Consider the following 13,511-nt stretch of genomic DNA (forward strand, 5'->3'; position numbering starts at 1 on the left):
CGTTGAAGGTTAAACGAACACTTCGACGGTCACTCGTCTGAATCCGTCCCCCGAGGAGGAGCCATGGCTCTGTTCAACCGCAAGAACAACGACGCCCCGTCCACCACCGCCACCCTCGCGGTGGACCCGGCGCTGGCCGCCCTGACCGGTGAGTACACGATCGACCCGGCCCACAGCAGCATCGGCTTCACCGTGCGCCACGCCATGGTCACCAACGTGCGTGGCTCCTTCGGTGAGCACGAGGGCACGCTCAAGCTGGACGGCTCCGACCCGGCCAATTCCTCCGCTTCCGTCGACGTCAGGATCGCCAGCGTCGACACCGGAATCGCCGACCGTGACGGCCACCTGGTCAGTGGGGACTTCTTCGACGCCGAGACGTTCCCCCTGATGACGTTCCGTTCCACCCAGGCCGAGCAGCTCGGCGGGAACACCTACCGGCTCACCGGCGAGCTCACCATCAAGGACGTCACGCGCCCGCTCGCCATCGACCTGGAGTTCAACGGCTCCGCCACCGACCCCTACGGCAACCAGCGCGTGGGCTTCGAGGGCAGCGCCGAGATCCTGCGCTCCGACTGGGGCCTGACCTACAACGCGGCGCTGGAGACCGGCGGCGTGCTGGTCGGCGACAAGGTCAAGCTGAACTTCGACATCTCCGCGATCAAGGCCGCCCCGCAGGCCTGAACCGCCGTACGACGCCGGTCCCCACGACCACGTCGAGTGTCGAGTGTCGAGTCACGGAAACGTACTTGCCGGAAGTACGTTCCCGTCAGCGACCGCAGCCTGTGTCACCGCCTCCGGCGGAGCTTCAGCGCGTTGTCCGTGCGGGTGGTGGGGTTTCCGTCGGGGTCGTTCTGGACGCGCTCGTGCTCGCCGCTGAGCAGCACCTCCCACTCCCCCTCCGGCAGTTCGAGGGACTCCAGGACCTCGTCCGTCGTGGGCAGGTGCACCTCGGGGTGGGGGTTCTTCTCCCAGGCCGGGAAACCCGCGTGGCCGACGACGAGGAACACTCCGCCGGGAGCCACCGCAGAGGCGGCCTGCCGCAGGATCCGCTCGCGCGGCAGGTCACCCATGGAGTGCAGGAACTGGGCGGAGACCAGGTCGTACTCCCCCGCGGGGAAGGAGACGCCCAGGTCGTGCCACTGCCAGTCGATCCGGTCGGCCACCCCCGCCTCCGCCGCGTGGCCGGCCGCCCTCTCCAGCGCCACCCGGGAGATGTCCGTGGCCGTGACCTGCCAGCCCCACCGGGCGAGCCAGACCGCGTCGGCGCCCTCGCCGCACCCCAGGTCGAGCGCGCGCCCCGGCTTCACACCCTCCACCTCGCGGACCAGCACGCTGTTCGGGTTGCCGCTCCAGATCCGGTCGCTCTCGCGGTACCGGTCGTCCCACATCTCGGCGTCGGTGCGCGAGGTGCTGTCGTTGCTCATCGGGTCTCCTGAAATCCATGACGGCGGTCTCCGAGCACACGCTCGGTGACCAGGCGCTCGGCCTCGGCCGAGAAGGGTGCTCGGCGGGCCTCGACCGCCCGGCGGGTGTCCTCGGTGACGAGGTCCGTGTTGATGGCGGCTGCCGCCTTCAGTCCGGCGGCGGCGGAACCGATGACCTGCTCCATGAGGTCGGCGACGTTCCCGGCCACCCACACCCCGGGGACCTCCGTGGCTCCGGCGGGGCCGGCCGCGATGTAGGTGCCGATGACCTGGCCGCCCGTCTCCATCGCGGTGGGCTCCAGCCCGAGGCTCTCCAGGACGCCGGACCGCGCGGTGAAGCGTGGCTGGATCACGACCGCCTCGCGCGGGATCACCGTGCCCCCGGCGAGCCGCACTCCGATGAGCCGGTCGCCGGTCACCTCCAGTCCGGTCACCTCGCCGTCCACCACGGAGATGCCGCGCGCGGCCAGCTGCTCGTACTCCTCGTCGCCGAAATCGGGCCGCTCGTGCCGGAAGAGCGTCACGTCGTCGGTCCACTGCCGCCACAGCAGGGCCTGGTGCACGGCCGTCGGGCTGACGGCCACGATGCCGACCGGCCGGTCGCGGACCTCCCAGCCGTGGCAGTACGGACAGTGCAGCACGTCGCGGCCCCACCGCTCGGACAGGCCGGGAACGGGCGGGAGCTCGTCGGCGAGCCCGGTGGTGACGAGCAGCCGGCGTGCCTCCACGACCCCGCCGTCCTTCCGCACGACCCGGAATCCGCCGCCCGGCAGCTTCCGCGCGGTCACGGCCTCACCCTGGACGATCTCGGCCCCGTAGCCGGCCGCCTCGGCCCGGCCGACGGCCAGCAGCTCCAGCGGCGGGACGCCCTCCCGGCCCAGGTAGTTGTGCGCGTGGGACGCGGGCGCGTTGCGGGGACTGCCCGAGTCGATCACGAGCACGGAGCGCCGCGCCCTCGACAGGGCCAGGGCCCCGCTCAGACCGGCCGCCCCGCCGCCGATGACCACCACGTCGTAGCGCTGAATCTTGTCGCTCATGCGAAACACCTCCATCTACGGGAGATGGTGCGCCCGCGATCCTGATTCGACAAACATGCTTGCCGATTCGGCAAACTGTCACCACGCGTCGCGGAGGACGTTCGCGTCCGATGTCATGCGAGGGCCCGGGCAGGGAAGGCGAGCAGGCATGGACATCACGGCTTTCACGCATGGACGGCGATGGGCCGCACTGCTGGCGGTCGTCCCCGTCGTCGCGGCGTGCGGCGGGGATCCCGGCGCGCGGCCGGACGGGGCACCACCCGCTCTCGCGCGGGGGACACACCTGGTGATCACCACCGACAACGGGGTGCGCCTGCGGCCGGCCGGCGGCGACCGGGCGACGCTCGCCGCCGAGCACACGACCGGCCACTGGTCCCACGGGGACGGCACCTCGGTCCTCGACCTGTCCTGCTCCCGGCACGAGGACCACGCCGGAGACTGTCCCCGCATGCCCGTGATCGGCGTTCCCGCCGGCGTCTCCGTCACGGTCACGGCCAGGAACGCCGGCATCGACGTGGCCGGCATCCCGGCGGGGCTGGACCTCACCACCGTGAACGGGGACGTGACCGTCGCCCGGTCCGGCGAGAGCGACGCGACCGTCCGGCTGGTCACCCGCAACGGCTCCGTCCGTGCCGGCACGCTGCGTTCGGCGAGCCTGCACGCCGAGACCGTCAACGGGGACGTGACGCTCGGCAGCGCCACCTCGCCCTCCCGTCTCACCGCCCTCACGACCAACGGCTCGGTACGGGTCGCCCTGCCCGGCGGAGCGCCCGCCTACGAGGTCGCCGCCACGACGCGGAACGGCCGGACCGCGGTGTCCGTCCCCGTCTCCACGCAGCGGGGCGGGCACGACATGACACTGACCACCGTCAACGGGGACGTCACCGCGACGCGCGACTGACGCCGCCGGACGGCACAGGCGGCACGCGGGACACGGGCGCCCGGACACGGCTCCGCGCGGACAGCCCCTGACCGGCTGCCCGCACGGGCCTGGGGGGTCCAGGGGGCGTTGGGCTCAGAAGCCGCCGCCGCCGTCGAAACCGCCGCCGCCCCCGAAGCCACCTCCGTCCCCGAACCCGCCGAAGCCGCCACCGTCGCCACCGCCGAAGCCGGAGGCATCGAAGTCGGAGCCCGAGACGTCGCCACCGCCCCAGTCACCGCCCGTGCCTCCGCCGAAGTCACCGCCGCCGTACTCCGCCGCGTAGGCCGGGGTCGACAGCATCGAGCCGAGCATCGTGCCGACGAGCAGGCCGGGCAGCAGGCCGCCGCCGAAGTAACCGCCGGCCCAGGGGCCGTACGCCGGGCCGGCCTCCCAGTACGGGCGGCGGCGTCCGTCGCCGACATCCACCGTGCGGCTCATCGGGTCGTCGCCCTCGCGGAGCCGGACCTCGTCCGCGGCGCAGACCGGGACCTCGCGGGACGCGCCGCCGGACGGTGTCCACAGGACGTCCGCGACCGAGGGGCCGTGGCGCGGATCGAAGAAACAGGGCGGCCGGCGGGCGGGCAGCTCACGGTGCTTGCGACGGGCGTCCAGCACGGCGAGGGAGAAGCGGCCGTCCTCCAGGGCCTTGGTGACCCCGCGCACGTCGGAGGGGTGCCGGGCGTCGCCCATCCTGGACTTTGCGTCCTCGTACGAGTTCAGCGCGCGCTCGTAGTCCGCACGCATCGCGTCGTCGGCGCCCGCTTCGGCGGGGTGGAAGTCGAGCCGGTCCAGGGTCTCGCCGTACGCGGTGATGTCCTCGTCCACCACGATCCGGAGCTTCTCGAGCGAGGCCTGCTCCTCCTCCTCCTTGCGCTTGCGGGTGCGGCGGCTGACGGTGAGGGCGGCCGCCCCACCGGCCACGACGACCCCGCCGAGCACGACCAGGCCGGCCAGTGGGACGCCGCTCGCGGCGCCGTTCTCCGCCCCGCCGCCGGACCAGGAGGCGGGGGCACTGCCCCTGGCCTGTTCGACGGCCCGGTCGACGAAGGCGTTGAGCTGGGTCGCGGCGTCGGAGTCCGTGCCGGGGGCCTTCACCGCGGTGGTCAGGTTCTGGACCGCCCGGGTCGGCATCACCTGCGGGTCGGCGCCCGCGTTGAAGCCGTCGCCGAGGCGGACCGCGTAGACACCCGTGATTCCGGTGTCGGCGCGCAGGTTCCGCAGGAGGTTCTCGGGCGGGAACTGGGACGTCGCGGGCAGCACGGCCACGAAGACCGGCTTGTCGGCGTCCTTGATCTTCTTCTCCAGGGCGGCCTCCTGGGAGGCCGACAGCTGTCCGGCCGCCGCCGGGTCGACATACACCGGGCCCTGGCGCAGGGCGCGGGCCGCGTCGTCGATCGTGGAGGTGGCGACCTGGGCAGCGGGGGTCAGGGCCAGCACGGCCGCCGAGAGCATCAGCAGCAGGCAGGCCCACAAGGGGGCGAACAGCCTCTTCCGCATACTCCGAAAGTAACCCGAACGGGCGACGAATGCGTCACCCGCCCGGGTCCCTTTCGTGCGGTTACGCGGCGCGGTAAGCCGTGCGCAGCTTCGCCACCGCCCCGGTCAGGTCGCCGGTGAGCAGCAGGTGGTCGGCCTCGGCGAACGGCCCGGACACCGCCTGCGTGAGCTTTCCGCCCGTCCGCTGCTGGACCAGCAGCCGGGCCTGGTCCACGATCGCCCGGCCCGCCGGGGTCTTCCCGAGGCCCGCCTTCTGCGCGAGATGGGCGGCGACGGCGAGGGCGCCCAGGGTGAGCTCCCCGCCGGTGGGGGCCTTCTTCAGCGTGGTGAGACCCCAGCCGTACGGGAACTGCGGGTCGTACGCCGCGTCGCCGACGTTGATCGGCAGTTGCGACTCGGACTTCGGCCAGGTCACCGGGAGCTGGCCGGTGAAGGCCCGCTTGCCGTAGAGGACGTCGGCGACGCCGTCGCCCTCGGTGCCCGGCAGCCAGGAGGCCACCAGTGCGTCGATGTCGCCGAGCCGGTCGCCGATGAGCTGGGGGCGGCCGGAGACGACGAGGACGGCGCACTTCATGGCGGCGCAGACCGTGTCGACGGCCTTCTTGTCGGCCTCGGTGAGCTCCAGGTCGTGGCCGTTGCCCACGTCCCCGATGCCCTCGGCGTACGGCTTCTCGCCGACGACCACGACGCCGGCGTCGTACCCCTGCGTCGGGGCGGACGCGTCCTTGGAATAGGTGGCCGAGGAGGCGTTCTTCTCGATGCCCTCCAAAATCGTCGTGCCCGTCGTGGTGGCACCCGAGGCACCCTGCCAGCTCACGGTCCAGCCGCCGGCCTGGTTGCCGAGGTCGTCGGCGTTCGAGCCGGCGACGTACACCTTCTGCGACGCCTCGAGCGGGAGGACCGCGCCGTCGTTCTTCAGGAGCACCTGCGACTTGGCGGCTGCCTCACGGGCGACCGCGCGGTGTGCGGCCGAGCCGACCTCGTCCAGGTGCGACGTGTCCGCGTACGGCTTCTCGAAGAGTCCGAGGCGGAACTTCTGGGTCAGGATCCGCGAGACCGCGTCGTCGATCCGGGCCTGCTTGATCCGGCCGGCGGTGACCTCGTCCTGGAGCGTCTTCGTGAAGTCCTGGTACGCGGTCGGGACCATGATCATGTCGAGTCCGGCGTTGATCGACGTGCGGACGTCGCTCGGGTAGTCGCCGGGGATCTGGTCGATGGCCTGCCAGTCGCTGATGACGAAACCCTCGAAGCCCATCCGGTCCTTGAGCACCCCGTTGATCATCTCTGCGTTGGCGTGCATCTTCACCGGACCGGCGTCGTCACCGACGATGTCCAGCGAGGAGTACGACGGCATGACCGTGCCGACGCCCCGCTTCACCGACTCGGCGAACGGCGCGAGGTGCACCGCCTCGAGCTCCTCGCGGGTGACCTTGGTGACGCCCTGGTCGATCGTGTACGAGCCGGTGGTGGACGAGCCGAACTCCGTGCCGCCGTCACCGACGAAGTGCTTGGCGCTGGCCAGCACCTTGTCGTTCCGGCCGAGGTCCTTGCCGGAGGGGTGGCCCTGCATGCCGGTGATGACCGTCTCCATGGACTCGACGAGGGCCGGGTCCTCACCGTATGCCTCGTAGGAGCGGCCCCAGCGTTCGTCACGGGTGACGCACAGGCAGGGGGCGAAGTCCCACGGGATGCCGGTGGCGCGCACCTCGCTCGCGGTGACGGCGCCGGTCTTCTCGGCGAGCTTCGGGTCGCGGCCCGCGCCGATGCCGATGTTGTGCGGCATGATCGTCGAGCCGATGACGTTGTTGTGGCCGTGCACCGCGTCCACGCCGTAGATCAGCGGGATCTGGAAGCGGGTGGCCTGGGCGCGCAGCTGGTAGGCGTCGACCATCTTCGCCCAGGCGGCGGCCGTGTTCGGGGTGGGGACGGATCCGCCGCCGGAGAGCAGCGAGCCGAGGTCGTACGTGGCGATGTCGCCCTGCGACTTCAGCGCGTTGCGCTCGGCCTGGGTCATCTGGCCGGCCTTCTCGGCGGGCGACATGCGGGACAGCAGGTCCGCGACGCGCTTCTTCACCGGAAGCTTCGCGTTCTGGTACGGGAGTCCGTGGGCGTCGATGACGACCTGCGGGTTCTCCTTGGGCGGCTTGGCCCCCGTGACGGTGAGCTCCAGCGGGACCGTCTCCGCCGATTCGGCGCCCTTGTCCTTCGTGGTGGCCACGGAGACGGTGTGCGAGGTGCCGGACGCGGTGCCCGCCGGGAAGGTGTACGTGCCCGTGACGGGCGTGTAGTCCTTGCCGGCCTCGGCGCTGCCGCCCTTGGTCGTGTACGCGACGGTGACGGGCTCCTCGATGGGGACGGAGCCGGTGGTGGCGACGGAGATCTTGATGTCCGCCGCGGCGCCCTCCGTGACCGGGTGCACCGCAGAGTCGATGACGACACTCGACTTCAGGGCGGGGTCGGCCTTCCCGTACAGCTCGACGGCGTCCATGGCGAACGCCCCGGGCGCGCCGGTCGGCAGGGTGAGCGCGTACCCCCACATCTCGTCGAGGCCGAGGACCTGGTCGATGCCGCCGACGGGCTGGTAGTCGGTCCGGTAGACGAAGTCCGCGAACGGGATCTCGACCTGGTGCCAGCCCTCCCAGTCGTCAGTGAACGACGTGGTCCAGAGCTCGGACGCGCCGCCGTTGGCGCCGCCGTCCTTGATCTCGAAGTTGATCCGCCTGCCCGAGCCGGGGGGCAGGGGCGCGGTGTTCTGGCCGTACCACCAGAAGCGGATGCCCTTGTGGGCGGTCCAGTCCTTCGGGGGCTGGTCCACGGCGAACTCGTGGCTGAGCCCGCCGTAGGCGCTGATGTCGTAGGTGCCCTGGAGGACCTTCGCGCCCTCGGGGGCGTCGGCGCGCTCCGTGAACTCCAGCTTCGGCTGGTCGTCCGCGTCGCCGCCCCAGGTGAAGAGGGAGTCGGCGGGCGGGTTGCCGAGCGGGACCTCTCCCTCGAAGCGGTCGACGAGGACGGGTGCCGGCTCGTCCCCCTCGGCCGCCGCACTGGGTACGGCTCCGGCCAGGAGTCCGGCGAGCACGGTGACGGCGGCGAGGGCCGCTGTGGCCGGTCTCGCTCTGTGACGGGCGCGGGCGTGCGGTGTGCGTGGCATGTACGGCTCTCTTCCGTGTGGTCCGGGGGGGGGTGGGCGCTACTTCTGTTCGACCCGCACCCAGTCGATCTCCGCCTTGACGCCGCCCTGCGCGATGCGGTCGACGCTGGACTGCGGGAGGCCCCAGTAGGGCTGGGTGACCTTGTTCCAGCCGGCGGGGTAGGCACCGCCGAGGGCCAGGTTGAGGATCACGTACTGGTTGTGGTCGAAGACCCACTTGCCGCGGGTCGACTCGAGCTTCTGACGGGAGGTCTGCTGGACGATCCGGTCGTCGACGGTGAACGTCATGCCTTCGGGCGTCCACTCGACGCCGTAGGTGTGCCACTGGTCGGCCCGGCCGCCGTTCGGGAAGGTCTGCTGCCTGCCGATGTTGCCGTCGGCGGAGTAACCGGGCCCGTGCAGGGCGGAACTGGTCCAGTCGCCGTAGCCGATGTTCTCCATGATGTCCGTCTCACCGGAGCCGGGCCAGGAGACCGCGGGGTCGTCGACGTCGCTGCCCAGCATCCAGAACGCCGGCCAGAAACCGTCGCCCACCGGCAGCTTCATGCGGGCGCTGACCTTGCCGTAGGTGAAGTCGAATCTGGTGTTGGTGTCGACGCGGCCGGAGGTGAAGTCGAAGGTGCCGTTGGGTGTCGGGGTGCAGCCCTTGCAGTACTTCGACTCCAGGACGAGGGCGCCGTTCTCGGTGCGGATGTTGGCGGCCGAGTCGACGTAGGCCTGCGACTCGCCGTTCACCGGGCCCATCTCCGTACCGGTGCGCACCACACGCCACTTGGAGCGGTCCAGACCCGATCCGGTGAAGTCGTCGAAGAACTTCGTGGTGTACGTGCCGCCGGGGCTCTTGGGCAGCGCCGGATATGCGGCGTTCGCGCTGCCGCCGGTGCCCCAGACCTGGAACTCGTAGAGGGAGTAGCCGAACTGGGCGGTGGACGGAGCGGGGTTGTAGAAGGAGCGGCGCTCCTTGCCGAGCATGCGGACGTAACGGCCGGTGGCCGGGGTCGCCAGGGTGATGGTGTCGTGGCGTCCCACCGCGTCCCCCGGGGACTTCACGTCGGCGCGGCGGGCGGCGGCCTCGGCGGCGGAGGGGCGGTGGACGGTGCGCCAGGTCCTGCTGTCGTCGGACACCTGGATCTCGTAGTCGACGGCGTAGGCCGCCTCCCAGTAGAGGTCGAGGCTGCTGATGGTGGAGGTGGCCCCGAGGTCGACGCCGACCCAGCGGTCGGCGTTCCAGTCGGAGGACCAGCGGGAGCGGTCGGCCTTGAGGTCGGCGGGCCAGCCGCCGTCGGTGACGTAGGCGGGCGAGTTCCCGGCGTGCTGGTAGAGGTTGCCGAGGGCGGGGTGGTTCAGGGCGAGGTTCGTGCGGGTGGCCGACGCGGGGGCCGGCTCACCGCCGTACACCTGGAAGGAGAAGAGCGAGTAGCCGTAGGGGGTGGCCCGCTCCACGCCGCGCATCCGGACGTAGCGGCCGGTGACCTCCTGCGGGTAGGTGTGGGCGGTGACGGCGCCGCCGGTGCCCTCCGTCTCCGTGTAGAAGGGCGTCCAGTTCGTGCCGTCCCTGGAGACCTCGAGGACGTACCGCTTGCCGTAGGCGGCCTCCCACTCCAGCTTCACCTGGTTGATCCGGATGGTGGAGCCGAGGTCGACGCGTATCCAGGCGTCGTCGGCGAAGTTGCTCGACCATCGGGTGGCCGCGTTGCCGTCGGTGGCGGCGCCGGGTGCCACACCCGCGTTCTCGCTGCCGGAGGCGGTGACGGCCGCGGGGTTCGCGGAGTAGGCGGACGCCGCCCGGTCCGTGTCCCAGGCCGCGGCGGCGGCCGTGACCGCGGGGTCGGGAGCGGGGGCTGCGAAGGCCATGGGGGTGGCGAGCGCGACCAGTGCGGCGGCGGTGGCGAACAACGTCGTACGTGAGGGCATGTGGGGGTGCTCCTATACGGGTCGGTCGGTGCGGGCGTTCCGGGTGAGGTGGATCGTGTCGCGGTACCACTTGGCGCTGTCCTTGAGCGTCCGCACCTGTGTGTCGTAGTCGACGCGGACGATGCCGAACCGCTTGTCGTAGCCGTAGGCCCACTCGAAGTTGTCCATCAGTGACCAGGCGAAGTAGCCCCGGACGTCCGCGCCCTGACGACGGGCCTCGGACACGGCTGCGATGTGGTCGGCGAGGTAGGCGGTGCGGTCGGTGTCGGGCACGGAGCCGTCCGCGGCGACGGTGTCGTCGAAGGCGGCCCCGTTCTCCGTGATGACGGTCGGCAGCGCGTAGTCGCGCTGGAGCCGCAGCAGGAGATCGGTGAGCTCGGTCGGGGTGATCTCCCAGTCCATGGCGGTGCGGGGCAGGTCGCGCTCCACCCCGCGGACGACGGGCAGGCCGTCGGCACCGGTCGGTGATCCGTCCTCGGTGACTCCGGAGAACAGGGCGCCCCGGTAGAAGTTGACGCCGAGGACGTCGAGGGGGGTCGCGATGGCGGCGAGATCGCCTTCCTGGACGGGCAGTTCGATGCCCTGGGCCGCGAGGTCCTCGACGATGTCCTGCGGGTAGCGCCCGTGGACGATCGGGTCGAGGTAGAGGCGGGTGCCCATGCCGTCGGCCCGGCGGCAGGCCTCCCGGTCGGCCTCGCTGCCGGTCTCCGGGGTGGCCGTGCCGAGGTTGAGCGTGATGCCGAGTTCCAGCGGGTCGCGGCCGGCCGCCTCGCGCATCTGCCGGGCGGCGAGGCCGTGGCCCAGCAGCAGGTGGTGGACGGCCCCCATGGCGTCGCCCATGTCGGTGCGGCCGGGGGCGTGGGCCCCGTAGGCGTAGCCGAGCATCGCCGAGCACCACGGCTCGTTCAGCGTCGTCCAGTGCTCGACCCGGTCGCCGAGGGCCTCGTACGCGAGCATGGCGTACTCGGCGAACCGCAGGGCGGTGTCGCGGGCCGGCCAGCCACCCGCGTCCTCCAGCTCCTGCGGCAGGTCCCAGTGGTAGAGGGTGATCCAGGGGGTGACGTCCCTTCCCTGGAGCTCGTCGACCAGCCGCTTGTAGAAGTCGAGGCCCTTGGCGTTGGCCGGGCCCCGGCCGCCCGGCTGAATGCGCGGCCAGGCCAGCGAGAAGCGGTAGGTGTCGACGCCGAGGCCCGCGATCAGCTCCACGTCCTCGGGCATCCGGTGGTAGTGGTCGCAGGCCACGTCACCGTGCTCCGCGTTGTGCACGGCGCCCGGCACCCGGCAGTAGGTGTCCCAGATCGACGGGGTGCGGCCGTCCTCCGAGGCCGCACCCTCGATCTGGTACGAGGAGGTGGCCACGCCCCAGCGGAAGTCGGCAGGGAGTCCCTGGACGGCGGCGGGTTGCAGGCTGCTGCGGGGCGTGATGAGGTTCATGGCTCTCCGTAACTGCGGGTGTCCTGTGGGGGGACGTGGGGCGGGGACGGTCAGTGGTGCAGCCAGCAGGCGACCTCGCGGCCCTGGCCGGCGTCCGGCGCGGCGAGCACCGGGACCCGCTCGGAGCACGGCTCGAAGGCCTTGCCGCAGCGGGGGTGGAAGGCGCAGCCGGTGGGCATCGCCGAGAGGTGCGGGGGTGATCCCGGGATGCCGGTGAGCTCCCGGCGGGGGCCGTGCAGGGCGGGGAAGGAGTGCAGCAGCCCCTCGCTGTAGGGGTGGCGGGGGTCGCGGTAGATCTCGGCGGCGCCCGCCTGCTCGACGATCCGTCCTCCGTACATGATCGCGATGCGGTCGGAGAACTCGATCAGCAGCGAGATGTCGTGGGTGATGAACACGACGGAGAAGGAGAGGCGCTCCCTCAGCTCCACCAGTTTGCGCAGGATCTGCCGCTGCATCACGACGTCGAGCGCTGTGGTGGGCTCGTCCATGATGACGATCTCGGGTTCCAGGGCGAGTGCCATCGCGATCATCACGCGCTGGCGCATGCCGCCGGAGAGCTGGTGCGGATAGGCGGCGAGACGGTCGGCGGAGATGCCGACGAGGTTCAGCAGCTCCTCGGCCCGCGCGGTCCGCTCGGCGGCCCGCATGCCGGGGCGGTGCGCCGCGAGTACGTCGGTGAGCTGGCTGTGGACGGTGTGCACCGGGTTGAGCGAGTTCATCGCCCCCTGGAACACGATCGACAGCTCCTGCCAGCGGAAGGCGCGCAGCTCCTGCGGTGTCATCCCGAGGATGTCGACGGTCTCGCCTCCCGGCCGGTGGTAGTGGACGTCGCCGCCGGTGATCACCCCGGGCGGCGAGAGCAGCCGGGTGACGGCGTAGGCGAGGGTGGACTTGCCGGACCCCGACTCGCCCGCCAGGCCGAGGACTTCGCCCCGGTGCAGGGTCAGGTCGATGTCGCGCAGCGCCCGGACGCCGCTCGTGCCGGTGCCGTAGTCGACGTTGAGGCCGCTGATGGTGAGGATCGGCTCGGCGGTCATGCGCTGTGCTCCTTGCTGGGCTTGCCGGGCGACTCGGGGGTGCCGGACGGTGCGGGCGCGCCGTCGGGCGGGGCCGCGGCGGTGCGGGCCACCGGGGTGAAGGCGGGCGGCACGGGCTCTTCGGGGGCGGCGGTACGGGCCACGGGGGTGAAGCCCACCCTCATCCGGACCTTCCGGGAGGCGCCCGTCGCGGTGCGCAGGCGCGGGTTGACGAACTCGTCGATGCCGAAGTTGATGAGCGAGAGGGCGGTGCCCAGGAGGGCGATGCACAGGCCGGCCGGGACGAACCACCACCAGGCGCCCTGGGCCAGGGCCTGGTTGGACTGGGCCCAGAACAGCACGGTCCCCCAGTTCCAGTGGGAGATGTCGGCGACGCCGATGAAGGCGAGGGTGATCTCCGAGAGGATCGCGAAGATGACGGTGCCGACGAAGCCGGACGCGATGACGGCGGTGAGGTTCGGCATGACCTCGAACAGGATGATCCGCCAGGTGGACTCGCCGGTGGCACGGGCGGCCTCCACGTAGTCGCGGCGCCTGAGCGACAGGGTCTGGGCGCGCAGGACCCGTGCCCCCCAGGCCCAGGAGGTGAGGGCGATGACGGCGGCGATCAGCAGGTCCCCGGTGTCCTCGACGAAGCTCGCGATGATGATGATCAGCGGCAGGCCCGGGATGACGAGGAAGATGTTGGAGAGCATCGAGAGGATCTCGTCGGCGGCTCCGCCGAGGAATCCCGCACTGACCCCGATGAGTACGGACAGTACGGTCGCCAGGATGCCGGCGAGGAATCCGACGAGCAGCACCCCACGGGTGCCGACCAGGATCTGCGAGAGGACGTCCTGCCCGGTCTGCGTCGTACCGAACCAGTGGCCGCTGGACGGCGGTTGCAGCAACTGGTCGCTCATCGCGTCCGGGTCGTACGGGGCGAGCCAGGGACCCGCCACGGCGAGGATCACGAAGAACACGAGGATCAGCAGCCCGGCGCGGGTCTTCCCGCCGCGCAGGAAGCGCAACCTGGCCCGGGACGCGGCGGGGGCGTCGTCCGGGACGACGACGTCGGTGGTGGTGACGGCCATGATCAGGGCCTCTCTTCCGGAACGG

10 protein-coding genes are annotated in these 13,511 nt (G+C 71.6%); 2 read left to right on the forward strand and 8 right to left on the reverse strand.

From position 1 onward, the window contains the following. Nucleotides 1–63 precede the first annotated feature (63 nt). Nucleotides 64–681 (forward strand): YceI family protein, encoded by a 618-nt coding sequence (locus tag QFZ58_RS11395; protein WP_307124807.1) that lies wholly within the window; start codon nucleotides 64–66, stop codon nucleotides 679–681. Between the two features lie 104 nt (nucleotides 682–785). On the opposite strand, the gene QFZ58_RS11400 is transcribed toward QFZ58_RS11395, so the two are convergent. After that, complete coding sequence (locus tag QFZ58_RS11400; RefSeq protein WP_307124808.1) at nucleotides 786–1,424, reverse strand: cyclopropane-fatty-acyl-phospholipid synthase family protein; 639 nt, start codon at nucleotides 1,422–1,424, stop codon at nucleotides 786–788. Then, nucleotides 1,421–2,461 carry an NAD(P)/FAD-dependent oxidoreductase gene (locus QFZ58_RS11405; RefSeq protein WP_307124809.1) on the reverse strand — a complete coding sequence of 347 codons (1,041 nt, stop codon included), beginning with the start codon at nucleotides 2,459–2,461 and terminating at the stop codon, nucleotides 1,421–1,423. The genes QFZ58_RS11400 and QFZ58_RS11405 overlap by 4 nt, the downstream gene beginning before the upstream one ends. Nucleotides 2,462–2,609: 148 nt before the next feature. Here QFZ58_RS11405 and QFZ58_RS11410 point away from each other — a divergent pair, with 148 nt between their 5' ends. After that, complete coding sequence (locus tag QFZ58_RS11410) at nucleotides 2,610–3,362, forward strand: DUF4097 family beta strand repeat-containing protein (RefSeq protein WP_307124810.1); 753 nt, start codon at nucleotides 2,610–2,612, stop codon at nucleotides 3,360–3,362. Nucleotides 3,363–3,476: 114 nt separating this feature from the next. Here the strand turns inward: QFZ58_RS11410 and QFZ58_RS11415 are convergent, their stop codons facing one another. From QFZ58_RS11415 to QFZ58_RS11440, 6 genes are all read right to left on the reverse strand, one after another. Further along, a complete protein-coding gene (locus QFZ58_RS11415; protein WP_307124811.1) occupies nucleotides 3,477–4,880 on the reverse strand; it encodes a hypothetical protein in 1,404 nt (467 codons plus the stop codon). 61 nt (nucleotides 4,881–4,941) lie between these two features. Then, nucleotides 4,942–8,028: a glycoside hydrolase family 3 N-terminal domain-containing protein gene (locus tag QFZ58_RS11420; RefSeq protein WP_307124812.1), complete on the reverse strand. Its 3,087-nt coding sequence runs from the start codon at nucleotides 8,026–8,028 to the stop codon at nucleotides 4,942–4,944. A gap of 39 nt (nucleotides 8,029–8,067) precedes the next feature. Then, nucleotides 8,068–9,942, reverse strand: a complete 1,875-nt coding sequence (locus QFZ58_RS11425) for a discoidin domain-containing protein (RefSeq protein ID WP_307124813.1) — start codon at nucleotides 9,940–9,942, stop codon at nucleotides 8,068–8,070. A gap of 12 nt (nucleotides 9,943–9,954) precedes the next feature. Then, nucleotides 9,955–11,376 (reverse strand): GH1 family beta-glucosidase, encoded by a 1,422-nt coding sequence (locus tag QFZ58_RS11430; RefSeq protein ID WP_307124814.1) that lies wholly within the window; start codon nucleotides 11,374–11,376, stop codon nucleotides 9,955–9,957. Nucleotides 11,377–11,426: 50 nt separating this feature from the next. After that, on the reverse strand, nucleotides 11,427–12,413 hold the full coding sequence (locus tag QFZ58_RS11435; protein ID WP_307124815.1) for an ABC transporter ATP-binding protein: 987 nt from the start codon (nucleotides 12,411–12,413) through the stop codon (nucleotides 11,427–11,429). After that, nucleotides 12,410–13,486, reverse strand: a complete 1,077-nt coding sequence (locus QFZ58_RS11440; protein WP_307124816.1) for an ABC transporter permease — start codon at nucleotides 13,484–13,486, stop codon at nucleotides 12,410–12,412. Before QFZ58_RS11440 ends, QFZ58_RS11435 begins: the two co-directional genes overlap by 4 nt. Nucleotides 13,487–13,511 lie beyond the last annotated feature (25 nt).

Origin of the sequence: Streptomyces sp. B1I3, from assembly GCF_030816615.1 — a bacterium.
Taxonomy (GTDB): Bacteria; Actinomycetota; Actinomycetes; order Streptomycetales; family Streptomycetaceae; genus Streptomyces.

Coding starts and splice junctions, on each gene's coding strand:
- QFZ58_RS11395 (WP_307124807.1), top strand. CDS start 64: ATGGCTCTGTTCAACCGCAAGAACAACGACGCCCCGTCCACCACCGCC.
- QFZ58_RS11400 (WP_307124808.1), bottom strand. CDS start 1,424: ATGAGCAACGACAGCACCTCGCGCACCGACGCCGAGATGTGGGACGAC.
- QFZ58_RS11405 (WP_307124809.1), bottom strand. CDS start 2,461: ATGAGCGACAAGATTCAGCGCTACGACGTGGTGGTCATCGGCGGCGGG.
- QFZ58_RS11410 (WP_307124810.1), top strand. CDS start 2,610: ATGGACATCACGGCTTTCACGCATGGACGGCGATGGGCCGCACTGCTG.
- QFZ58_RS11415 (WP_307124811.1), bottom strand. CDS start 4,880: ATGCGGAAGAGGCTGTTCGCCCCCTTGTGGGCCTGCCTGCTGCTGATG.
- QFZ58_RS11420 (WP_307124812.1), bottom strand. CDS start 8,028: ATGCCACGCACACCGCACGCCCGCGCCCGTCACAGAGCGAGACCGGCC.
- QFZ58_RS11425 (WP_307124813.1), bottom strand. CDS start 9,942: ATGCCCTCACGTACGACGTTGTTCGCCACCGCCGCCGCACTGGTCGCG.
- QFZ58_RS11430 (WP_307124814.1), bottom strand. CDS start 11,376: ATGAACCTCATCACGCCCCGCAGCAGCCTGCAACCCGCCGCCGTCCAG.
- QFZ58_RS11435 (WP_307124815.1), bottom strand. CDS start 12,413: ATGACCGCCGAGCCGATCCTCACCATCAGCGGCCTCAACGTCGACTAC.
- QFZ58_RS11440 (WP_307124816.1), bottom strand. CDS start 13,486: ATGGCCGTCACCACCACCGACGTCGTCGTCCCGGACGACGCCCCCGCC.